A 21,316-nucleotide genomic window follows, 5' to 3' on the forward strand; every position below is an offset into this window, starting at 1 on the left:
CCGAGCGCGAGGCCACACTGTGACGGTAAAGCTCGCGTCAGGGGGTAACTGGTTCAAGTAGCGTCTATGTTTCTCTGCTCTCGGTTTTCCAGCAGTTTACGAGGGGTCTTAGCTACACTACCAGCCCGGCCCCTATAGCCACGGCTACGAGAACGTGCGTGCGTGGGGTTGACAGCGACTATTACAGCCGAGCTGGGCCTCGAACGGCCAGCGTGCCCTTTGTTTTGTCGTGCCACGGCAGTGCTGAAGGGTCCGTCAGCACTCAAGACCCATTTCATCCCATCGAGGTAGTCAAATACCCGAGCTCATCACTCGAATAGGTACATGGCTGTCTAGGCGTTTAAAGTGTTGCCCACTCAACCGGCCGTTGGCTTACTGGGTTTAATAGGTGTGAGGGCCATTTTCTCTCCTCGGTACCTGCTCTGAGGGTGCCCAGAGTGGAGAGGGACAGGGTGGGCAGGACCATACTGCTCCTCGCCCTTCTGAGCGTAGCTGGCGGTCTCCTCAAGATCTACGGCAGTCTCACCGGCGGTTCGAGGGCCGTGTTCGTCGACGCTATGACGTCGATAGGCAACAGCGTCACTATAGCCCTGACCTACAAGTACTTCAGGGAGAGCTTGAAGCCCCCCGACCTCGACCACCATTACGGTCACTACAAGATGTTGATGGGGGCCCCCGTGTCAACCCTAATGGTCTACTCTTTCGTAGCGGGGGTCGTGCTATTCGACCTAATAGAGTCCTACGGAAACCCCTACAAGGTGGGCTACGAGTCCCCTCTTTTCGCGGCGCTAGCGGTCGTACCCTACGGAGTGGCAGTGGCCATATCGAAGAGCTCGAGGAGCTTCCTAGCCGTATACGGGGGCTTTACAGTTATCGAACTCATTGAGAGCTCTGTCTCTATAGCGTCGTCCATCGGCGGAATGGCGGTGAGTTACACGATCGACTACGCTGGAGCGCTAGTCTTGCTGGGCTACCTGCTCTTCGAGCTGGTGTCCAGCTTCCGGGAAGTCATCCTCTCCTACAGCGACGTGGCCCCGAGCGACGTCGTCGAGAGAGTTCACGCCATAGTCAAAGAGCTCAACGTCGAAGTCTCGAGGGTGAGAGTCAGGAAGGTAGCCGACGGGCTGTACCAGGGAGACGTAGTCGTAAGGGTCAGGCCGGGGACTCCTGTAGAGGAGGCGCACGCTATCATGGACAGGGTCGAGAAGGAGCTGGCCAAGCACGGTATCGAAGTGGTGGTCCACGTCGAGCCTTAGGTCCCCCGCGCGTCTAGCCCGCCTTCTTTATCACTAGCTCGTCGTCAAGTCTAACACCGAGTTCGCGGGACGCGTCGCCCATGTTCACCCCTAGCTCGAGGTAGTCGAAGCTACTTATGTAGCAAGCCAGCTCTCCCACCTTGACTAAGCTGAAACTGTGAGTAAGAGTGCACTCCCTCCTCACACTCCCCGCCTCTACTAGTAGCGTGTCGCCCATCCTCCAGCCGAGCGAGTCCAAGAGCCAGGGCTCAACGTTGGTCAACACATTCCCGTACACGTCTATGTATATGACCCTCGCTCTCACGCTCTCACCGTGGACCGAGGGCTTGGGTATCTCGATAACCTGTATACTACTCGAGTCCACTCTCGCGCCCAGCTCGCTCAGCGGCACTCCGAGGCTGGCGTAGGCCGCCACGGGGGCGAATATGTCCCTACCGTGGAACGTCCCGGACACCTTCTCCAGGCGGTACCTCGACTCACCTATGTCGTAGACCTCCTCGATGCCGTCCTCTAGTGCCAGGAGCGAGAGTAGCCCGTTGTCCGGCCCGACGAGGATGTAGTTTCTCGTCTTTACCAGGATGCTCCTTCTCTGGCTGCCGACTCCCGGGTCTACGACAGCCACGAAGATCGTGCCTGGGGGGAAGTACTTCGCGGAGGACTTTAGGATCAGGGCGCCCTCTCTAATGTTCTGTCTCTCGACCCCGTGCGTCAAGTCCACTATCTCGGCGGCGGGGTTTATCCTCTTGATGACGCCCTTTAGGATCCCCACGTACGGGTCCTTGTAGCCGTAGTCCGTTAACAGGACGATCAAAGGCATGGCAGGCCCCCAGCTAAAGACACATTATTATAGGCGCCTATAACTAAGTCTTAAATAGCCGGGGATGAGTACGACGGGCGGCCTGACACGTGATGACCCATTGTAGCACTAACCCGGCCCAGAGTTAAACCGCCCAGAGAGAAAGTGGCTCAAGCCCCAGCTCTAACGGGTCTCGGTCCTAGAGGGGGAATGGCCGTAGAATCATTAACCCCCTTAGCAGACATGGTTATTTAGTGGAGCCCGATGATTGACAGCGGATAATCGGATGGGTTGGTGAAGAGTTACGTGGATGAGGGCCGTTTTAAGCTTTTAAAGAAGTAGTCTAATCAGATAGATGGGGGCCCGTAGCTCAGCTTGGTGGAGCGCCCGGCTGATAACCGGGAGGTCCGGGGTTCGAATCCCCGCGGGCCCACTCTCTTAAAGGCCGGCTAAATACTCCACTATGCTGGGGGGTTGGACGAGCAGGTGCTCGCCTTTCTCGAACGCCACTTCGCCCCCTACGAACACGACCTGCGGCCCTCCCCGCATGGCCACTACTACTGGGCTCAGCTTACTGAGAGGCAGGGATAGTACTGGGTCGGACAGATCGTAGACAACGAGATCGGCTAGAGAGCCCCTCTCAACGAAGCCGCTGTCGAGCCCGAGAACTCTGTACGGCTGGACAAGGATCCTTAAGAGAGAGTCGGGGTTGTCGGACTTGGAGAACCAGGCCTGCGGGCTTCTCGAGTGCTCGCGTCGCGTGTCGAGTATGAGGCACTTGTCCCCTATGCTGCGGGGGTCGCAAACGACCTCCCCCCACCTGCCTATCAACCTGTTGTTGAAGACGAGCATGTCCTCTTCAACGAGGATGTTGTAGACTCCCGGCTTCGCGCAGGGTTTTGAGGATATTACGGCAGCCTTTAAACCGTGTTTGCTGATCACGCTGGAGACTTTGCAGTCAGGAGTATCCTCTAGTATAGGGAGTGTGACGCCGTTCGCGTACGCCGTGCTAAGGGATACCAGAACGAGCTTTTCAACCATGCCCTCGTCCATTGGGAGCTGGATGGGATCTAGACCTCTAAACGGGAAATCCACGCCTGGTACGAGGGCGCTGAAACCGTGTACAACTAGCGCCGGTTTTTCGTATTTCAGTACGAGCTCCGACAGTTCGTACTCCGGCTGCGGCTCCTCACCCACGTCTCTAATCTTACTCCCGTCGATGAACAAAAAACCTTTCTCGACCCCTTTCGACCCGTAATAGTACACCTCTCCGTGTATCAGCGTCCTCAGGCTCATCTCGGCCACCACTCCTACCCAACTCATGCTGTAAGTCATTATACATAAACTTTTATCTGTGGGCCGCCTTTAGTAATCGTGTGAGGGGTGCGGCGTGAAGGGGTGGTGGGGCCGGCTTCTGAGAGTAGACCTTTCTAGGGGGAAGACTAGCGTCGTAGACATCGACAAGAGGATACTCCTAGACTACATAGGTGGCAGAGGCCTCGCGATAAGGATCCTGTGGGAATACAACCCCCCGGGAGTGGACCCTCTATCCCCCTACAACACACTAGTGATAGCCTCGGGTCCGTTGTCCGGGTTGCCTCTGCCTAGTAGCGGTAAGCTCGTGGTGGCCTCCAAGAGCCCGCTGACGAACGGTTACGGTGACGGGAACATCGGTAGCATGGCGAGCTATCACCTCAAGAGGGCTGGTTTCGACGCGATCGTGATCCAGGGCAAGGCTAAGAAGCCCGTCTACCTGTACATCGAGAACGATAAAGTGAGTATAAACCCGGCAGACGACCTCTGGGGCCTCGACTCGTTCAGCGTGGAGGACAAGCTAGTTAGGGAGCACGGGAAGAACGTGGGCATCTTGACGATAGGACCTGCCGGCGAGAAGATGGTGAGGTATGCTACTGTTGTCTCCCAGAAGGGGAGGAGCGGCGGCCGTCCCGGGATAGGCGCTGTGATGGGCAGTAAGAACTTAAAGGCCGTTGTGATAAAGGGCACCCTCCAGCCCCCCGTCCACGACCTGGACTCCCTGAGGAAGACGGCCGAGGAGGCCTACAAGAAGATCATGGAGGCAGAGGGCTATGACTACTGGGTAAGGCAGGGTACGATGGCGACGATAGTGTGGAGCCAGCAAAACAGCGTGCTACCGACCATGAACTTCAGAGAGGGCGTGTGGGAGGAGTACGAGGGCATATCAGGGGACTTGATGGAGAAGCTTAAAGTCGACAGGCGGGCCTGCCCGTACTGCAACATGGGCTGCGGCAACGTGATAAAGGACGAGCTCGACGAGCTCAGCGAGCTGGACTACGAGAACGTGGCGATGCTGGGCAGCAACATACTGTTGGGCGACCTGAGGAAGGTGGCGGACATAAACAAGCTCGCCGACAAGTACGGTCTCGACACGATCTCGCTGGGGAACTCGATAGGATTCCTGATGGAGGCCAGCGAGAAGGGCTTCGTTAGGGAGAGGGTTGAGTGGGGCGACTACAAAGTGGTGAGGGAGCTCACCGAGGACGTGGCGTTTAGGCGCGGCTTGGGCGGGTTCCTCGCGGAGGGCGTTATGAGGATGAGTACGGCACTCGGAGGCGAGGCGCTCGAGTTCGCAATGCACGTCAAGGGTCTCGAGGTCTCGGCCTACGACTGCCACGCAGCCCCAGCGATGGCACTCGCATACGGCACCTCGCCTATAGGTGCTCATCACAAGGACGCCTGGATCATAAGTTACGAGGTCAGGACGGACAGGCTCGGATACACGAGGGAGAAAGTCGAGATGCTTGTGTACCTTCAGGACGTGAGAGGAGGGATGTTCGAGTCTTTAACCGTGTGTAGGCTCCCGTGGGTGGAGTTAGGGCTAGACCTCGACTACTACTTGAAGATGCTGAGCCACGTCACGGGTATCGAGTGGAGCTGGGGCATGATACGCGAGGTCGCAAACAGGATCTACACGTTGATAAGGGCCTTCTGGATAAGGGAGTTCGACGGGTGGAGCAAGTACTACGACTACCCGCCGGCTAGGTGGTTCAAACACCCGTTGACTAAGGGCCCGTACAAGGGTGTCAAGCTAGACCCTGCGAAGTACGAGCAGATGCTCCAGGAGTACTACGCTCTGAGGGGCTGGGACAGCAACGGCGTACCGAAGCCCGAGACCCTCAGTAAGCTCGGACTAACGTTCGTCGAAGACGCGTTGAAGAGAGTTGGAGTACTGGTATGATAGCCATAACGGGGAGAGTAGTCTCCGGTCTCGGCGAGGGGGCTCTCTACGTAGACTTGTACAGGGTGTTTTTTATCAAGTATCTGGAGATAGACCCTTTCCCCGGCACCCTCAACATCGAAGTCGACAACCCCGTCTACGTGAGCGAAGTTCTCGGGATGATCAACCCTGTGAGAATACCACCACCTAGACCGGGCCTCGGCGGCGTGTTGGCGTACCCGGGTCTAATTCATAACCTCCGCGTCTACGTTGTGAGACCCGAGAAGACGAATCACCCACCGAGGATAGTAGAGATCGTCTCCGAGAGGTATCTGAGAGGCTACCTCAGGCTGAAAGACGGGGACCCTGTCACGGTTGTTTTACTAGCGTGAGATGACACAAGTCGCTATCATTGTTTAAAACAGGTTTCACGATATATGTTAAAAGTGTCTCGTTAACAAGGAAAGACTTGCCTCCTTAAGGCGCTTACTATGTCAAGCAAGACTTCAGCTGTTAGGATTGTGAACTTCACTAAGCGCTTCGGGAGCTTTACTGCCGTGGACAACTTGAACTTGGAGATATACGACAGGGAGATCTTCGGCTTTCTAGGCCCAAACGGCTCCGGTAAGACGACGACCTTGCTCACGATAGCGACCGTTTACAAGCCGACTAGTGGCGACATATACGTGTACGGACACAGCGTGACGAAGGAGGACTACGAGGTGAGGAAGCTTGTCGGGATAGCGTTCCAGGACCCGAAGGCGCTGTGGATAGACAAAGTACAGGACTTGTTGGAGTGGCATGCTAGAGTAGTGGGGCTCAGCAGAGCGGAAGCCAAGAACGTTGTTAAAGAGGTTCTGGAGACCCTCGAGCTGTGGGATCACAGGAACAAGTACTTCTACCAGCTAAGCGGGGGCACGCGCAAGAAAGTCGAGTTGGCCAAGGTGCTCATCCAGCGGCCGCGGCTGGCTATACTGGACGAGCCCACGGCCCAGGTGGACGTGCCCACGAAGCACAAGCTCTGGGACATCATTAAGATGATGAGAGACGAAGGCTCGACTATAATAATTGCCACGAACGATATGTTCGAGGCCGAGAAAGTCTGCGAGCGGATCGGCATCATATACAAGGGTAGGCTGGTCACGGTCGACACTATTAGCGGCCTAAAGGACAAGATACCCAAGGGCGACGTAATAGAGGTCACGATCGAGGGCGACGGGTTGAGGGACAGGTTATTGAACATGTTGGGCGAGATAGGCAGGGTCGACTACAGCGGCAACGTCATAAGGGTCTTCGTCGAGAGAGCCGAGGAGAAGGCCTTGTTAGTTGCGGACATGTTGAGGTCTGCCGGGGTTAAGGTAAAGTCGCTGATGATCAAAGAGCCTACGCTAGACGACGTCTTCATGTACTTTACGGGGGCAAGGCTCATTGAGAGCAGTCAGTAGCCGAGACCTCGTAGACCTCCTCCACGTGATAGAGTGGGACGTTAGGAAGCTCAGACGCCAGACTCTTTTCGTGGCTATGAGGACAACGTGGTTCATACTACAGGTCATAGTATTCGGTACTAGCATCTCTCTGCTCGTCAGGTCCTTTCCAGGTCTCAACTACTACGACTTCTACCTCCTCGGCGTCTTCACGACGCTCGTCTACTCTGTCAGTATAGCTCGGGGTTACGAGATCGCAAACGAGTTCGACGAAGGTATTGTAGAGTACCACTTGGCGCTCCCGGTGAAGAGGAGCACGCTAGCCCTGGGGCGCGTCCTGGGAGGGTCGGTGGCCTCGTTCCTCTTCACCCTCCCGATGTACGCCTTCATAATGTTCATGATCAGGCCGGACAACGTCTTCTACGTCCTCGTGTCCCTCGTAGCCATATACTTGTTCTCGGCGGGAGTAGTAGGCTTGGTAATAACGGTCGTCCTGAGCGTCAAGTCAACCGATGCCACGGACATCTTAATGGGGGTTATCGACGCCCTCCTCGTCAGGCTCAGCACGGTGTTCTACCCAGCACCGGTAATAGCGAAGGTGCTACCCTACTACTACGCGGCGCTCGCCAACCCTATATCGAGCGTCTCCGACTTCCTGAGGGTTTTGTTCCTACCCGAGTACGTGGTCTACGCTAGCCTCCCACCCCAGGGCCAGGTAGCCTACATCGTGGGGCTCGCAGTGGGCTTCTCGTACTTGGCGATATACGTCATCTCGCATAAACTCGAGGCGGGTGGCTGGAGGTAAGGTCTGAAATGAAGAGCGTACTCGTCATAGCCGCTAGGGACTTGAAGAGGTTCTGGAGTTACAGGTTCTGGCTGGCTGGGCAAATTGTGATGAACGTCGCGGACATAGTGATCTTCGGCCTGTTGTTCAACAACATGATCAACAGGAGCCTTATACCCGACTACATCAAGTTCGTCACGCCCGGCATACTCTCCCTAGCGCTGTTCATTTCCAGCTTCAGTATAGGGAGGGAGGTGGGCGTGGAGCTCAGGCGGGAGGTGTCGGACTACCTATTGTCGCTACCTGTGTCGAGGGCAGAGCTCGTACTGGGCAGGTTCACCGGCGGCGCCTTGAGGGGCCTCATATACCAGTCCGGGTTCATCGTGTTGGCGATGCTGCTCGTCGGCGTCCCCAGCGGGTACGCGTGGTTGGTGGTGGCCTACACTTCGATAACCCTCTCCTTCGCGATGTCGGGTCTCTCAATAGCTCTGTCGACGGTGACGAGGGACTTCAACCTGCAGGCCACAATAAGGTCGGTGGTCTACTACGTCTTGTTCTTCTTCTCCAATATCTTCTACCCCCCACGGGTTATTGCCGCGAGATTCGGGAGGTTCGCCGACGCAGTCTCGTACTCACCTCTATCTATCGCTACCTCGCTGTACAGGTGGGCTTTCGGTTATACCTCGGAAGTCGACGTCGCGGTCGACAGTCTGCTGCTGGCCGCTTGGACAGCAGTACTGCTGCTCGCGTCTTACTTCCTCTACTTGAGGAACTTGACGAAAAAAGGTTGATCGCCTTTAACACGTCCCAAAGCGCTTACTCAGCTTCTGCGGTAATTGTAAAACCGCTGTGGATTTTCCTCATCCTGTCGCCGTATACTTTCAGCAACTCGGCTTCGCCTCTTAAACCGGTGCAGTGGCCTGCGTAGACCTCCTCAACGCCCTCGTTCTCGAGCTCGCTTACGACTCTACTAACAGTCTCAGCGTCCGCGCTAGCGAGGTGAAGGCCGCCCAGGACTACAAGCTCGTCCCCGCCCGCGACCTTCCTGGCTTTTCTCGCAATGTTTGAAATACCGCTGTGCGAGCAACCAGCTAGGACGAGCGTTGTACTGCCTAGTCTGATAGCCATGCCGGTGTCGTCGAGTACAGGGTCGTCGACGAGCTCACCCTCTCTCAGCTTCTTAAAGCCTTTCACAGCGTACTTGTTGTCATAGTACCTCTCGACCTCCCCGAGGAACCACGTGCCGGGTGCCAACTCGAACGCGCTTTTCGTGAGTAGGGTCCTAAACCTCTCCAGGACTCCCCTAGACTCATCCGTGAGCCCTATATACCTTAGGCCTTGCTCGCCGATGGAGTAGGCCGGCTCCAGGATCCCCGGGTGGGCTATCACTGTCGCCTTTTGGTTGACCTTTGCTACTCCAGGAATGCCGCCTGTGTGGTCCCAGTGCCTGTGCGAAACAACTACATAGTCTACGAGCCCCAAGTCCAGGCCAAGCCTTCTCGCGTTGAACAGTAGGACCCTACTCGTGGCGCCGGTGTCGAACAAGACCCTCTTTACCAGCCCGTCACTGTACCTCAACTCGACTAAGGTGCTGAACCCGTGCTCGCCGAGCAGCCCCTCGGTGAACCCGGCGTAGTCGTCCACTAAGACGACGAGCCTTATCGAGGACAGCTCTCTCATAGTAACCCCTAAGAACGAGACTGGATCTACACTGTTAAATAATCGCCTAACGCAGGGGAGAGCATGTGCCGCCGCCGGGATTTGAACCCGGGTCACGGGCTCGAAAGGCCCGCATACTTGACCGGGCTATACTACGGCGGCCAATCTATGCTATTCGTTGAACGGGGTTAAATCCCTTCAGGCCCCGGTCTGCCGGAATTGGATATAAACTCCTGACAATAAGATAGAGAGTAGGCGGCGGTCGTCTAGCCTGGACTAGGACGCCGGCCTTCCAAGCCGGAAATCCCGGGTTCAAATCCCGGCCGCCGCACTCCGAACACTTTTTGTCACGGGAGCCCAACAGCAAACCCCTTAGCTAAGCTGGCGTAGCGCGCCAGGACGCGATCACCGACACCCCCAACACCGAGACCGGGAGATCGGCCGTCACTTCTTTCCCGCGGAGCCCTGGGGTCGCAATAGTGCGGGTCGGATGGAGGTACTCACCTGGACTAGGATGGGGTTCTACGGCCTCGAGAAATACCGTACGTTCCTGGTTCTCTCATAAGGAGTTGTACATAACTGTGTAACACGTCTTTTATACAGTTAATTAAACCAAAATTTTAAACTTCGAATGTGCTAGAATACGGTGGGGCTTACAAACGGTGCTTAAATTGCCGGGCGTCGATTTGTACCCGCCTCTCATACCGTACGTTTTGATCGGATTCGCGTTTCTCCTCCCGTTACTGAGAGCTTTGGGTGTTAAGAGGTCGGTATCGAGGGGCCTGGCTCTAATAGCCACTCTCGCGGCTTTCTACGGCTCTCTGGAGGTCTACAGGTCTGCCTCCAGTAGCGTCCTTGTGTACACTATAGGTGGCTTCCCGATCCCCGTCGGCATAGCGTACGTCGTCGACGGCTTCTCGGCCCTGTTTGGTCTACTGATAGCAACGCTGTTCGCCGTGCTAACCCCTGTCTCACCCGTCTTCGTGGAGGACAGCGAGTACTTCTACTCTGCTCTACTCGGCCTAGAGGCCGGCCTACTAGGAGTCGTCTACACGGGTGACGTGTTCAACATGTTCGTTATGCTAGAGGTGTTCACTATTTCGTCTTTCGTCCTTATATCCGCGTCCAAGACGAGAGGTGCTTACAGGGCAACGATCACGTACGCCATAGTCGGCATGGTCGCTGGCACGCTGTTCTTTTTCGCGGCAGTACTGATCTACTATGTCTCAGGCTCCCTGAACATAGGGCACGTCGCGGCCATGGTCTCAGGGATCGCCCCGCCCGCGGGAAGGACTAGTCAGGTGCAGCTCGCTATACTATTGCCCCTCTTCATAATCACGTGGTCGATGCTGGCCGAGTCCGCGATCTCCCCTCTCCACTTCTGGCTGCCCGAGGCCTACACTCACGCGCCGCCCGTGGTGTCCTCCCTCTTGAGCGGCCTGGCCGAGGGCGTGGCCTTCTACGTTATAGCCCGGGTCTACTACACGATATACTCCGGCATCCCGCCTTACATCCAGTTGATGCTGGCGATCCTGGGAGGGCTCACGGTAGGGGTAGCTGGCGCAGGGCTACTGGCGTCTAAGGATCTGCTGAGGGTGGCAGGCTACACCGTGATACTGGACTCGGGCTTCATGGCCTTAGCCCTGTCAATGGGTGCGAGAGGGTTACCGGTCTTAATGGCGTACGCAATAGCACACGCCTTCGTCAAGCCCATCATCTTCCTGGTCGGCGGCTACGCGACGAGGCTGCGAGTCGGCGTTTTGAGGAAGAGCTGGCCCTTAGCGGCCTCCTTCATGATCGGGGTGCTCAACATCGTCGGCGTACCGCCCACAGCGCTGTTCATGGCAAAGTTGCAGCTATACCAGGTAGCACTAGAGTCCCTCGGGTCGAACAGCGTGCCGGCGCTCATAACCCTGGTCAGCCTACCCGTGGGCTCCGTAATGGCTTTAATAGGGTTCGTGAAGGTACTACCGCCCCTCGTGGCAACGGAAACTAGAGAGGCAGCAGAAAAACCGCCGAGGTACTTGGTGGCTCTCGTGCTCTACCTCGCCCTGGCTAGTTTGCTTCTCGGAATTCTCTACAACCAGGTACAAGCCGCCGTATCCTCCTCTGTCGAATCCCTGCTGAGCAGGCTCTCATACATTGGGTCGGCCTTGGGGAAGACAACGGAGGTGGTGTACTCCTATGGCTAGCTTGCTAAGGAGGCTCGTAGACTGGGCTAGGTCGAGGAGCCCCTGGATGATACACTACTGCGCTGCCTGCGGGGCAGTGGAGTTCCCGCCCCTAGTGATGTCCCCGCTGGACTGGGAGCGCTACGGCTACATGCCCGTCCCGTCGCCTAGGCAGGCAGACTTCATAGCTGGAATGGGCTACTTGACGAGGAAGACAGTGAAGCTGATGATAAACCTCTTCAGGCAGACCCCGAACCCGAAGTTCGTGGTGGCTGGTTGCAACTGTACCGCCACTGGAGGCCTCTACTGGGACTCGTACGCGACTTACAAGAGGCTGGACGACTTCTTCACGGTCTCCGGCTGGGTCCCCGGTTGCATGCCAATGCCTGACGACTGGACGGCCCTGATCACAGACCTCAGGAGGCAGATCTACGAGGGCTTGAAGGGAGACAAGCTAAAGGACGCCGAGGAGTTTATCGCGAGGGTCGAGGAGGCCGAGAGGAAGTGGCGGGAGGAGTACTTTGCCAAACCCCAGCCCCCGGTCAACTACGCATTCAAGGAGACCTACCCCGAGTGCGAGGAGAGGTACGAGAGGGTCAAGCTCTGCGTGACCAGCGTGAGAAGAGAGAGGCTTAAGACAGCCCTAGCGGAGCTCAAGGAGAAGGGCTTCGCACTACTCTCCAACATCGACGCAGTCGACTACCCCAAGAACGGCGTCATAGAGCTGTACTACTTCGTAGAAAACAAGGACGACTCGTCCCAGGTTGCTTTGAAGACCTTCGTGCCGAGGTCCGAGCCCGAGATTGAAAGCGTTCACGACCTCTACCCCAACGCCCTGTTCATCGAGAGAGAAGTCTACGAGATGATGGGGGTCGTTTTCAAGGGCCACCCGGAGCTCAGGAAGTGGATACTCGACGGCAACTGGGAGGGCCCCCCTCCTCTGAGGAAGGACGTGGACACAGTTACCTACGTCGTCAAAACGTTCTACGGGGGCAACAAGTATGGCAGGTAGATACACGCTGTACTTCGGGCCGCAGCACCCGGGAGCGCCGGGGAACATAGGGTTCAGGCTAGAAATGGAGGGGGAGAGGGTAGTACGGGCCGAGCTAATACCCGGCTTCCTCCATCGCGGCTTCGAGAAGATGATGGAGAACAGGAAGTGGGAGAACAGCTACGTCCTGTCCTACAGGTTCTGCGTGGAGGACCCCGACCCGTTCGAGGTCGCCTACGCAGAGGCGCTTGACATGGTGTTCAAGGTGGACCCTCCCCCTAAGGCCAAGTACTTCAGAATGATACAGGCCGAGTTCTCTAGGATAGCGTCTCACATGTTCTGGACCCACTTCATGCTGGGCTCCGTCGGCTTGAGGACGCCGGCTTACTGGGCCCTCGCAGCTAGGGAAGAGATACTGAAGTGGTTTGCCTGGGTCACCGGTCACAGGATATACCACAACTTCAGCGTCCCCGGCGGTATCAGGAGCGACGTGCCGCAGGACTTTCAGAGTAGAACACTTGACCTGACCTACCGCGTCGAGGACCTCGTCAAGGACGTGGAGAAGGCGGTGCTGGGGAACAGGGTCTTCAAGAGGAGGACGAGAGGGGTCGGCGTGATCAAGGGCGAGACGGCCCTCAGGCTCGGTGCCACAGGCCCGGTCGTAAGAGGGGGCGGGCTAGCCTACGACGTGAGGAAGCTCGCACCCTACGAGCGCTACGACAGCGTCAACTTCGAGGTACCGGTTGGAGAGGTTGGTGACGCGTACGACAGGGCCCTCGTGAGGTTCAGGGAAGTCCATGAGAGCCTTAAGATCATAAGGCAGGCGGCCATGGAAGTGAGACCAGGCGACCCATACAGGGTAAAAATACCCCTTACAGCACCTCCTGGGAGAGGGTATGCGAGAGTCGAGTCGGCGAGGGGGGAGTACACCGTCCACGTCATGAGCGTTGGCGGGAGGTCGCCGTACAGGGTGAGGTTCAAGAGCCCCTCGATGCCACTGCTCACGACGGTGTTGGACTACATCATAAAGAACGAGGAGGTGACAATAGCAGACTTCCCGGTGGTACTCGCCTCCCTAGATCCGTGCCCGCCCGATATAGACAGGTGATACCATGGTACTCTCCACAATAGCCGAGGCGGTAAAGTACCTCTTCAAGAGGCCCTACACGAGACTAGTCCCAGCCAAGACGGGGCCTTTCAAGACGGACAGAATGAGAGGCGCTCACATACTCGACATGTCGAAGTGCACGGGGTGCTCGATGTGCCAGCTGGTCTGCCCAGCGAACGCGATCGACATGGTCGAGGTCCCCGGCCAGTACCCCCAGAACCCCAGGAGGAGGTTCCCCAGGATAGACCTCCACAGGTGCACTTTCTGCGCCCTCTGCGTCGAGTACTGCCCGTTCGACGCCCTCTACATGACGAGCGTGACCGGCTTCGAGCTCTACACTAGGGACAAGTCCACGACGCTCAAGAGCCCGGTCGAGCTCTCCAGAGGGGACTACACGCTCGTGACCGTAAAGAGGGACCTCTACGTGACCAAGGAGGTGAAGGCCAGTGGTTGACCCGTCTCTACTGAACTACGTGTTGCCGGTTGTACTGGGGGTCTACGGCCTCGCCTACTCCATCTACAGCATAGTCGTACTGAGGGGGCCGACGGTCCCGGACATGGTGCTAGCACTAGACGTCATGACGGTAGACCTCATCATCATCTACCTCTTGATAGCCTTGTACTACGGGTCTCCAATGCTCGCGATCGGGGCGATCCCCCTGGCCTCGTGGGTTTTGCTACTCGACTTCGTGGTCGCGAAGTACCTGCTGGAGGTGAGGAAGAAGTGATAGACGTGCTACTGTTCGTACTAGGCTCATCCCTGCTGGTCTTAAGCGCGGTACTCTCCCTGATCGGCGCGGTCGGCTTCCTACGGTTCAGGAACTTCTTTATTAGACTACACTCCGCCACGGTGGGGTCCATAGGCGGCGGGGTCTACGGACTGGTCGGCCTAGCACTACTAACGCTCTCACTCGACGTACCAGGCTACTTGAAGTACTACATATTCGGCGTCGCGATCGTCTCGGCGGCTCTCGTAGTCTTCGCCTCCCCCACGGGCTCGCACGTCCTCGCTAGGGCTGCCTACAGGTCAGGCGAGGCCGTACCCCGACCTCTGATTAGAGACAAACTAAAGGAGGCCGGCCTCGAATGACCCCCGTCATCATCCTGCTCCTCAGCGCGTTCAGCGCGGTAATGGCTATGATCGCCACGATAAAAATAGTCTACGAGAGAGACGTCTTGAAGGCCATAATCATCTCGGGTGTCGAGTCGCTTTTCTACTCCATTATACTCGCCAGCTTCCTGGCCCCCGACCTGCTCATCGCGTATATAGCCGTAGGCCTGGGCCTCAACTCGGCGATCCTCTTGTACGCCCTGAGAGGGGGTGAGAGGTATGAGGAGTAGGGGTGCGCTAGAGGAGTTAGGGCTGGTCCTTTCCATACTCCTAGGGGTTCTACTGACCTACTACCTGGTGAGGGCTGACGTGGTCTCTTTGACGTACGGCAACATCCCGCTGGCAAACCTTTACTTGAGAGCCGTGCCAGACCCCAACTCGCCGTTCACTAGCAGGAGCCCAGAGGTGGTGACCAGCGTTATATGGGACCAGAGGGGGTACGACACCTACTTCGAGACCTCGGTGCTGTTCATCGCGATCATAGGGGTGCTCTACCTGGCCGGTTATGGTGGTGGGCAGGGTAACAGCCCTGTCTCCACGGTGATACCCAGGGTGATCGCGAAGATACTCTTCCCCGTCATAGTCGCCGTCTCTGTGTCTGTCGCGCTTCACGGGCATCTAACTCCTGGCGGGGGCTTCCAGGGAGGCTCCATTTTCGCGGTCGCCCCCTTCCTGTACCTACTAGTGTTTGGACGGAGAATGCTGGAGGGTAAGGGGTTCAGGGCCAACGCACTAGTATTCGCGAGATCGCTAGCCGTGTTCCTGATCACGGTCGTCGGCTCCATAGTTCTGGTCGTCGGCCTACTCACGGGAGTCCCCGCTTTCCTCTTCCAGAACCAGCCGAAGCCGCAGCTCTCCCCAATAGGCTACCCGGCTTACGTGGTTTTGCCCTGGGGCGGCATCTTCCTGTTCTCCGGCACCCTCATGATACTGAACGTCCTGGAGTTCACCGCTGTCTCGACCGGCTTCACGCTAGCCCTAGTCATCATGGACACCGTAACAGGTGGTAGGGAATGATCGCGGAGGCCCTGTTCTACTTAATAGTCTTCGCGGTTGGTGTAACGATAGGGGTGTCGATCTACGGTATCATTGTCAGGCCGCACATCGTTAAGAAACTAGTGCTGCTAACGATCTTGACCGACGCCGCCAACGTCATGGCGGTCCTCTTCGGGTACTACTTGAGGGCGATCTCGCCCCCCGTCTACCCAGGAGGCTCCCTCGAGGGCTTCGCTTTCCCTTCGAGCGGTCAGCTGAGAGAGTTCTCGTCTATAAGCGTCGACCCGATACCTCAGGTCCTCATCGTCACAGCTATAGTCATAGGACTAGCAGAGCTGATCTTCCTCTCCCTCGTCGCGTACAACATTGGCGTGAACTACAAGACGTTGATGATCAACAAGCTGGAGGTGGAAGAGGAGTGAAGAGGCTCCTGGTGGTGGGACTCTCTATAGCCCTCGTATACCTGGTGTACACTGGGACCCTCAGCGTCGTCGAGGTCCTTATAGCGGTCGGCGTAGGACTAGCCTTAAGTAGGGTGATAGGGGTAGACCTCGTCAAAGACGAGAGCAAGCTCAGTGTAAGGAGGTTTTTCGAGGCCGTTAAGTACGCTCTCAAGTACTTCACGGTCATAGAGTACCACGCCCACTACTCGGTAGTTAAAGCGATACTGTCAAGGGACCCGGGGCTGAAGCCTGCTATTGTCGAGGTGCCCTACTACGTGAACAGCGAGATAGCCGTGGTCACGATCGCGAACTCTATAACCAACACCCCGGGTACGGTCGTGGTGGACGTCGACGAAAAGAGGAAGAAGTTATACGTACACTGGATCTTTGCCGAGGCGTTCGAGGGCGAGGAGGCGAGGAGAGGCGTCTCGGCGGAGTTCGAGGAGTGGGCTAAGAAGATATTCGATTAGGTGACGGCCATGCTCCTAGACCTCTACACCCTGACAGCGGTAGTCGCGGCGGCCACCGCTCTCACGGGCCTTGTGGTGTACTTCGCCTTCTACTGGCTCTTCCAGCGTGTGGCCGGTAGAAGGGAGGCCGAGGAGGACGAGGTAAAGAGGAAGATCGTCTTCTCGGGCTTTATAGTGGACAAGCCCGAGTTCCCCAGCCTCGTCGAACTCGTCAAGGACATCTATTCAAGGGCTTTCAGGAGGGGCTTCAGGGTCGTCGAGAGGACGTCGAGAGGCCTAGTCGTGGACTGGTACCTCGTCGGCTACCTACTCATGCTAGCCCTGCTTATAGCGGGTGTCGTGATATGGTTGACCAGGTGATCTGGTTCCTATTCGAGTCGCTCGTCTACCCAGGGCTCGTTTTCGTAATCCTACTGATCATATTCACCCAGTGGCTGTACAGGAAGCTGTCTGCTAGGATCCAGTATAGGAGGGGGCCTATACACTCGGGCCCCTTCGGGCTACTGCAGCCCCTCGCCGACCTGATAAAGCTGCTCGCTAAGGAGGACGTCTACAACGTCTTCGGTCTCAACATACCACCTCTGGTAGTGATCTCCCTCGCGATAGGCGCTCTCTCGAGCGTCACACTACTCACGCCGCTGGCGCTGAAGCCCCTCTACGCGCCCTTCGACGCGGTGGTAGTGCTCTACCTGCTAGCGTTCGTACCGTTCGCGATAGCGTACCTGGCGCTCTCCAACCCCAACCCGTACACCTCCATAGGCGTCGCGAGGTACCTGGCCCTCCTGATAGCCGCCGAGCCCCCCTTCGTCCTGTCGTTCCTAGTACCCCTAGTGATAGCGGCTAGGCACGAGGGCACGGAGTACTCAGTCTACCTAACGAGCAACTTCTCGTACAGGCTGTGGGCGGAGAACCCGGCCTCCATGGCGCTAGCCGCAGCGTCCTCCTTCATAGCCGTCATGGCGTTGCTGATGGTTAAGCCCTTCGACTCCCCCGAGGCCGAGGCGGAAATCTACTGGGGCTTGTTCACCGAGCTGGGTGGTCCGAGGCTCGCGTTGGGCATGTTCGCGAAGTTCGCTGAGAGGATAGTCTACCCCCTGTTCTTCGCCCTGCTCTTCCTCGGAGGCCCCTGGCCCTTCCGGGGGTCGGGCCTGCTGCCGGTTACGGCGGTTCTACTGAAGTTCCTCGCAGTATACGTGGTGCTCACGATACTGGACAACAGCCTGCCGAGGTATAGGCCGGACCAGGCGGTCGAGTTCCTCATTAAGTACCTCTACCCGATGTCTGTAATATCGCTAGTTCTAGCGGTAGTGCTGTGAGCGCTGACCGCGTCCAGAAGCAGCTGGTCGAGTACCGGTCTCGACGCATATGGGGCCGCGGGGATTTGAACCCCGGGTCACGGGGGCCCAAGCCCCGCATCCTAGCCAGGCTAGACTACGGCCCCTTCAATGATTATAATCGGCCGATTGATGTTTTAAACCTGCGCGGGGGGTTTCATTTTTTAAGACTCCAGGGATTAGGTTTCCTGGGGTGTAGGTGTGGAGGAGTTTATCCTAGGTGAGGTGAAGACTCTAGAAGTTAAAGAGAGGACTCTCCACCAGCTCCTGCTGGAGATGAGCGACGTCTCTTTCCAGGGTAGGGCGTTGGGGGAGGCGTACCGGGTACTCATAGACATGTTCGAGGACCCCGACAACACGATCTTCATGGGCCTAGCGGGGTCGATGAGCACGGCCGGGATGTGGAGGATAGTGAAGTGGTTTGTCGAGAACAGGTACGTGGACGTCCTAGTCTCCACCGGGGCCAACATAAGCGAGGATATAGTGGAAGCCATGGGCTTCAAGTACTACAAGACCTACCCGACGGTAGACGACGCTAAGCTGCTCGAGCGGAAGTTCGACAGGTTCTACGACACCGTGGTCAACGAGCTCGAGTACAGGCAGATGGAGGGCCTGATCGGAGAGTTCATCGAGACCCTCCCAGAGGGCAGCGTCTACTCGACGATGGAGTTCCTGTACTTGTTCGGCAAGTTCCTGAACGAGAAGGGGATAGACTCGATAGTCTCCGCGGCTTACAGAGCAGGGGTACCGGTCTTCTCCCCGGCGCTAGTGGACAGCGGCTACGGTATCGCCGCCGTCCTGAAGTACAGGAGAGGGCACAGAATAGTCCTTGACATGGTGAAGGACTTCGCGCAGCTGGTGGAGATAGGCCTCAGGAGCAAAAAGATCTCCGCGATCTACATCGGGGGCGGCGTCCCCAAGGACTACGTGAACCTCGTCGCAGTTGCCAACACCCTCGTCGCAGAGTACGAGCGAGGCGAACACGACTACTACAAGCCGCTCGAGTACGTCGTCCAGTTCACCACCGACAGCCCTCAGTGGGGCGGGCTCAGCGGCGCCACACTCGAGGAGGCCGTGAGCTGGGGTAAGGTCTCGCCGAAAGCGAAGAAGAGGGTGGTCTACGTCGACGCCACTATAGCACTGCCCCTGATCTCCCACGGCCTTTTGAGCGGGGGTGTTAAGAGGAGGAGGCCCGCCGACCTGAGCTGGCTCTTCAGCGGGTTGGAAAAGAAGTGACGGCCTAGAGACCCGTGGATATACCGAGGTGCCTACTTAGAGCAGCGCCCAGGAGGTAGCTCGCGAGAGCGATGCCCAGGAGGAGGGAGAGGCTCTCCAGGAACTCCCTCTTAAACTCCTTGTCCTCGACTACGCTCGAGTAGTACGTGAAGACCCCCGTGAGCAGTACGCTGGCGGTGACGCTCGCCGCGAAGGCGGCTGGCAGGCTCCTCATGGTGAAGAAGGGTGCTACGAGTAGGAGGACCGACAAAATGTAGGCCAGCCCCGTGACCACCGCGCTCTTAGTGGGCGAGACCCTCTTTTCGTGTTTCGACTGGAGGTATGACGCCCCCGCCATGGAGAGAGCGGCGGAGAAGCCCACTATTAAGCCCGCTAGGCCAACGATGGCCGTGTTCTCGGTGGCCCCGAGGAACCCCGCGTTGACGCCCGTTATCTCCACGATGGCGTCCGCCAGCCCTAGGGCCACGAAGCCCAAGTACTTCAACCTGGGGTCCGAGAGTATCCCGATCAGCTCCTTCTCGTGGGACTCCTCGTCTTTGATCAGAGCCTCTAGGGTACTCCTCGCCTCTCCACTCAACCCGCCTAGCAGGCTGGCGTACTCTCTAATAGCGCTCTCTTCACCCCTCTCCAGCAGTTTGATCGTAAACAGGGGGCCCAGTAGCACGTAGCTGAGCTTGAAGAGCCACACCCTCCAGTAACCGGGCCTGCAGTCTTTGCCCGCGTACTCTCTCCAGAACTCGTAGTGCCGTTCCTCGTCCTCCGCTAGCTTGCTCAAAATCCTCCTTCTCTCTTCGTCCTTCTCCAACTTCGACAGAGACCTGTAGACCTCTAGACTGAAGGCCTCGTCGAGACAAAACCTGTACGCTTGACGCGGGTCTATCGAACCGGGTGTTGACTCCATAGCGGCTACTCCTAGCAACTAATTCCCGCAGTGGGCTCTTTAAATGTGGTCGAGCCCGTTACGCCTCCGTTGGCCTGTGGTCAGTTTTTAAAGGACTCTTCACGCCTCAGCGAGTACAGCCTTCTTCATCCCGATGCAATCTTACTCGTCTCCGACCTTAAACTAGACGGCCGGGTTCAGACGTAGTTCAGGGCGACTCCTAGCGACACGGCGATCGAGCCGAGGACGTGGTTTAAGGCGACCCTCTCCCGTGACACCAGCCTCGTGGTGAACTGGGATAGGACGGGCGTGAAAGCGGTTGCAACGGCGGTCAGCGACGCGCCCACCGTGTTGATCGAGTAGATGAACAGGTACATCCCGATCGTCCAGCCGAGGATCCCTGTGACCAGCCCCGCCTTGATAACGTCCCTGAAAGAGCGCCGGTCGTACCAGCCCTCGAGGACGTAGCCAACGGGTGTCAGGAATAATGCTATGAGTACCAGCCGGACTACGGTGAGAGAGACCACGTCCGGCAGGAAGCGCAGACTTATCTTAACCAGTGTTGTGGCGAGCCCCCACAGCACGCCGGCGCCGAGACCCGCGAGTATGCCGGTGGCTAGTTTGCCCTGCCCCCTAGAGTTGTTCGAGCCGATAGTCGCCACAGCGATACCCGTGAAGGCCAGCACCCCGCCCAGGGCGGTCTTGAGGCTCACGGCCTCGCCGGCCATGGTAAGAGAGAAGAGCTGGGTGAAGAAGATGTACGTGTAGCTCACGGTCACGGCTAGAGAGCCCCCCACGCTCTTTATGGAGAGTGTGTATAGCGAGTCGCCTAGGCCTGGGCCGAGCAAGGCGGACAGCGCTATCACCAGCCACCCGTATGGGGTCGCGTTCAACGCCACCGGTCTGAAGGGAACGAGCGCAAGTAGAGGCGCGACCGCGATGAGAGCCCTTAGCCCGGTGAAGGTTAGGGGCTTCAAGCTCCTGCCGTACCGGGATATCACGGCCGGGTTCAGGCTCCACACAAGGGACGCCAGTACAGCTGCTAACAGGCTCAAGTAGACCACCGGCCCAGGCTTCTCGTCGCTGGCGTCTACATACTCTCAAAAACTGCTACATATGCGTACGTGAATACTCATCTCCGTAACCTCCTTTAAACCTTACAAGAATACCACTACTAAGGCGAGAAGGGAGCCGGTGGAGCCCTCCTTTAGCGTAGTGCTACGGAGGGTTAGGGTTGCTTGTCGTGAGAGTACGGGGGAGAGACAACTACTTGAGGTACACCCTAGTCAGCTGGCTCCTCGAGGTGAAGGGCCTGCTCGAGAGGGAGCTGTGCGACAACATCCGGCTAGAAGTCGAGGAGGGCGAGAACGAGTTACCAGAGCTCATAGTGGACGGCCACCTAGTTGGCGCCGGACTGCCTGGCGAGGAGGGCTACTTAATAGAGGTCGTCAAGAAGGCGGT

The 21,316-nt window shown here is 57.5% G+C and carries 25 protein-coding genes and 4 tRNA genes; 22 read left to right on the top strand and 7 right to left on the bottom strand.

Features of this window, described 5'->3' with window-relative positions; all coding sequences use genetic code 11:
* Nucleotides 1–437: 437 nt before the first annotated feature.
* Complete coding sequence (locus ACP5VX_RS03760; protein WP_428724563.1) at nucleotides 438–1,256, top strand: cation diffusion facilitator family transporter; 819 nt, start codon at nucleotides 438–440, stop codon at nucleotides 1,254–1,256.
* A gap of 13 nt (nucleotides 1,257–1,269) precedes the next feature.
* On the opposite strand, the gene ACP5VX_RS03765 is transcribed toward ACP5VX_RS03760, so the two are convergent.
* Nucleotides 1,270–2,073, bottom strand: a complete 804-nt coding sequence (locus tag ACP5VX_RS03765; RefSeq protein WP_428724564.1) for an SAM hydrolase/SAM-dependent halogenase family protein — start codon at nucleotides 2,071–2,073, stop codon at nucleotides 1,270–1,272.
* Between the two features lie 338 nt (nucleotides 2,074–2,411).
* On the opposite strand from ACP5VX_RS03765, the gene ACP5VX_RS03770 reads away from it, so the two are divergent.
* A tRNA-Ile gene (locus ACP5VX_RS03770) sits at nucleotides 2,412–2,485 on the top strand.
* Nucleotides 2,486–2,490: 5 nt separating this feature from the next.
* Here ACP5VX_RS03770 and ACP5VX_RS03775 read toward each other — a convergent pair.
* Nucleotides 2,491–3,375 (bottom strand): hypothetical protein, encoded by an 885-nt coding sequence (locus ACP5VX_RS03775; RefSeq protein ID WP_428724565.1) that lies wholly within the window; start codon nucleotides 3,373–3,375, stop codon nucleotides 2,491–2,493.
* A gap of 67 nt (nucleotides 3,376–3,442) precedes the next feature.
* On the opposite strand from ACP5VX_RS03775, the gene ACP5VX_RS03780 reads away from it, so the two are divergent.
* The 5 genes from ACP5VX_RS03780 to ACP5VX_RS03800 all read left to right on the top strand — a co-directional run bounded on the left by ACP5VX_RS03780 (nucleotide 3,443) and on the right by ACP5VX_RS03800 (nucleotide 8,247).
* On the top strand, nucleotides 3,443–5,269 hold the full coding sequence (locus ACP5VX_RS03780; RefSeq protein WP_428724566.1) for an aldehyde ferredoxin oxidoreductase family protein: 1,827 nt from the start codon (nucleotides 3,443–3,445) through the stop codon (nucleotides 5,267–5,269).
* Nucleotides 5,266–5,640 carry a DUF120 domain-containing protein gene (locus tag ACP5VX_RS03785; protein ID WP_428724567.1) on the top strand — a complete coding sequence of 125 codons (375 nt, stop codon included), beginning with the start codon at nucleotides 5,266–5,268 and terminating at the stop codon, nucleotides 5,638–5,640. Before ACP5VX_RS03780 ends, ACP5VX_RS03785 begins: the two co-directional genes overlap by 4 nt.
* Nucleotides 5,641–5,739: 99 nt before the next feature.
* Nucleotides 5,740–6,693, top strand: a complete 954-nt coding sequence (locus ACP5VX_RS03790; protein ID WP_428724568.1) for an ATP-binding cassette domain-containing protein — start codon at nucleotides 5,740–5,742, stop codon at nucleotides 6,691–6,693.
* Nucleotides 6,677–7,477: an ABC transporter gene (locus tag ACP5VX_RS03795; protein WP_428724569.1), complete on the top strand. Its 801-nt coding sequence runs from the start codon at nucleotides 6,677–6,679 to the stop codon at nucleotides 7,475–7,477. Before ACP5VX_RS03790 ends, ACP5VX_RS03795 begins: the two co-directional genes overlap by 17 nt.
* 8 nt (nucleotides 7,478–7,485) lie before the next feature.
* The gene (locus ACP5VX_RS03800; RefSeq protein ID WP_428724570.1) at nucleotides 7,486–8,247 is read left to right on the top strand and encodes an ABC transporter permease; all 762 of its coding nucleotides are present in this window, start codon (nucleotides 7,486–7,488) and stop codon (nucleotides 8,245–8,247) included.
* A gap of 25 nt (nucleotides 8,248–8,272) precedes the next feature.
* Here the strand turns inward: ACP5VX_RS03800 and ACP5VX_RS03805 are convergent, their stop codons facing one another.
* Together ACP5VX_RS03805 and ACP5VX_RS03810 are read right to left on the bottom strand one after the other, a co-directional pair.
* Entirely contained in the window at nucleotides 8,273–9,136 is an 864-nt protein-coding gene (locus ACP5VX_RS03805) for an MBL fold metallo-hydrolase (protein ID WP_428724571.1), read from the bottom strand.
* 66 nt (nucleotides 9,137–9,202) lie between these two features.
* Nucleotides 9,203–9,277 (bottom strand) — tRNA-Glu (locus ACP5VX_RS03810).
* 93 nt (nucleotides 9,278–9,370) lie between these two features.
* Between ACP5VX_RS03810 and ACP5VX_RS03815 the strand changes: the two genes are divergently transcribed.
* From ACP5VX_RS03815 to ACP5VX_RS03875, 13 genes are all read left to right on the top strand, one after another.
* Nucleotides 9,371–9,446 (top strand) — tRNA-Gly (locus ACP5VX_RS03815).
* Nucleotides 9,447–9,786: 340 nt separating this feature from the next.
* The gene (locus tag ACP5VX_RS03820; protein WP_428724572.1) at nucleotides 9,787–11,307 is read left to right on the top strand and encodes a proton-conducting transporter membrane subunit; all 1,521 of its coding nucleotides are present in this window, start codon (nucleotides 9,787–9,789) and stop codon (nucleotides 11,305–11,307) included.
* Nucleotides 11,300–12,298, top strand: coding sequence for an NADH-quinone oxidoreductase subunit NuoB (gene nuoB, locus ACP5VX_RS03825; RefSeq protein ID WP_428724573.1), 999 nt, complete (start codon nucleotides 11,300–11,302; stop codon nucleotides 12,296–12,298). Before ACP5VX_RS03820 ends, nuoB begins: the two co-directional genes overlap by 8 nt.
* Entirely contained in the window at nucleotides 12,288–13,385 is a 1,098-nt protein-coding gene (locus tag ACP5VX_RS03830) for an NADH-quinone oxidoreductase subunit D (RefSeq protein WP_428724574.1), read from the top strand. The genes nuoB and ACP5VX_RS03830 overlap by 11 nt, the downstream gene beginning before the upstream one ends.
* Nucleotides 13,386–13,389: 4 nt before the next feature.
* On the top strand, nucleotides 13,390–13,839 hold the full coding sequence (locus ACP5VX_RS03835) for a 4Fe-4S binding protein (RefSeq protein ID WP_428724575.1): 450 nt from the start codon (nucleotides 13,390–13,392) through the stop codon (nucleotides 13,837–13,839).
* Nucleotides 13,832–14,113, top strand: a complete 282-nt coding sequence (locus ACP5VX_RS03840) for a monovalent cation/H+ antiporter complex subunit F (protein ID WP_428724576.1) — start codon at nucleotides 13,832–13,834, stop codon at nucleotides 14,111–14,113. The genes ACP5VX_RS03835 and ACP5VX_RS03840 overlap by 8 nt, the downstream gene beginning before the upstream one ends.
* Nucleotides 14,110–14,475: a monovalent cation/H(+) antiporter subunit G gene (gene mnhG / locus ACP5VX_RS03845; protein ID WP_428724577.1), complete on the top strand. Its 366-nt coding sequence runs from the start codon at nucleotides 14,110–14,112 to the stop codon at nucleotides 14,473–14,475. Before ACP5VX_RS03840 ends, mnhG begins: the two co-directional genes overlap by 4 nt.
* Nucleotides 14,472–14,726 (top strand): Na(+)/H(+) antiporter subunit B, encoded by a 255-nt coding sequence (locus ACP5VX_RS03850; RefSeq protein ID WP_428724578.1) that lies wholly within the window; start codon nucleotides 14,472–14,474, stop codon nucleotides 14,724–14,726. Before mnhG ends, ACP5VX_RS03850 begins: the two co-directional genes overlap by 4 nt.
* Entirely contained in the window at nucleotides 14,716–15,513 is a 798-nt protein-coding gene (locus tag ACP5VX_RS03855; RefSeq protein ID WP_428724579.1) for an MnhB domain-containing protein, read from the top strand. The genes ACP5VX_RS03850 and ACP5VX_RS03855 overlap by 11 nt, the downstream gene beginning before the upstream one ends.
* Complete coding sequence (locus tag ACP5VX_RS03860; protein ID WP_428724580.1) at nucleotides 15,510–15,914, top strand: sodium:proton antiporter; 405 nt, start codon at nucleotides 15,510–15,512, stop codon at nucleotides 15,912–15,914. Before ACP5VX_RS03855 ends, ACP5VX_RS03860 begins: the two co-directional genes overlap by 4 nt.
* A complete protein-coding gene (locus ACP5VX_RS03865) occupies nucleotides 15,911–16,405 on the top strand; it encodes a Na+/H+ antiporter subunit E (RefSeq protein ID WP_428724581.1) in 495 nt (164 codons plus the stop codon). Before ACP5VX_RS03860 ends, ACP5VX_RS03865 begins: the two co-directional genes overlap by 4 nt.
* Nucleotides 16,406–16,765, top strand: a complete 360-nt coding sequence (locus ACP5VX_RS03870) for a hypothetical protein (RefSeq protein WP_428724582.1) — start codon at nucleotides 16,406–16,408, stop codon at nucleotides 16,763–16,765. It begins immediately after the preceding gene.
* Nucleotides 16,750–17,721, top strand: a complete 972-nt coding sequence (locus tag ACP5VX_RS03875) for a complex I subunit 1 family protein (RefSeq protein WP_428724583.1) — start codon at nucleotides 16,750–16,752, stop codon at nucleotides 17,719–17,721. Before ACP5VX_RS03870 ends, ACP5VX_RS03875 begins: the two co-directional genes overlap by 16 nt.
* A 50-nt stretch (nucleotides 17,722–17,771) precedes the next feature.
* Here ACP5VX_RS03875 and ACP5VX_RS03880 read toward each other — a convergent pair.
* Nucleotides 17,772–17,846 (bottom strand) — tRNA-Pro (locus tag ACP5VX_RS03880).
* A gap of 94 nt (nucleotides 17,847–17,940) precedes the next feature.
* On the opposite strand from ACP5VX_RS03880, the gene ACP5VX_RS03885 reads away from it, so the two are divergent.
* Nucleotides 17,941–18,975 carry a deoxyhypusine synthase gene (locus ACP5VX_RS03885; RefSeq protein WP_428724584.1) on the top strand — a complete coding sequence of 345 codons (1,035 nt, stop codon included), beginning with the start codon at nucleotides 17,941–17,943 and terminating at the stop codon, nucleotides 18,973–18,975.
* A 4-nt stretch (nucleotides 18,976–18,979) separates the two neighbouring features.
* Here ACP5VX_RS03885 and ACP5VX_RS03890 read toward each other — a convergent pair whose 3' ends face one another.
* Both ACP5VX_RS03890 and ACP5VX_RS03895 read right to left on the bottom strand, forming a co-directional pair.
* On the bottom strand, nucleotides 18,980–19,894 hold the full coding sequence (locus ACP5VX_RS03890; RefSeq protein ID WP_428724585.1) for a VIT1/CCC1 transporter family protein: 915 nt from the start codon (nucleotides 19,892–19,894) through the stop codon (nucleotides 18,980–18,982).
* A gap of 158 nt (nucleotides 19,895–20,052) precedes the next feature.
* Nucleotides 20,053–20,910: a DMT family transporter gene (locus tag ACP5VX_RS03895; protein ID WP_428724586.1), complete on the bottom strand. Its 858-nt coding sequence runs from the start codon at nucleotides 20,908–20,910 to the stop codon at nucleotides 20,053–20,055.
* A gap of 179 nt (nucleotides 20,911–21,089) precedes the next feature.
* On the opposite strand from ACP5VX_RS03895, the gene ACP5VX_RS03900 reads away from it, so the two are divergent.
* A partial coding sequence (locus ACP5VX_RS03900; protein WP_428724587.1) for a hypothetical protein occupies nucleotides 21,090–21,316 on the top strand: 227 nt, incomplete at its 3' end.

Source organism: Thermogladius sp., from assembly GCF_049970955.1.
Lineage (GTDB): Archaea > Thermoproteota > Thermoprotei_A > Sulfolobales > Desulfurococcaceae > Thermogladius.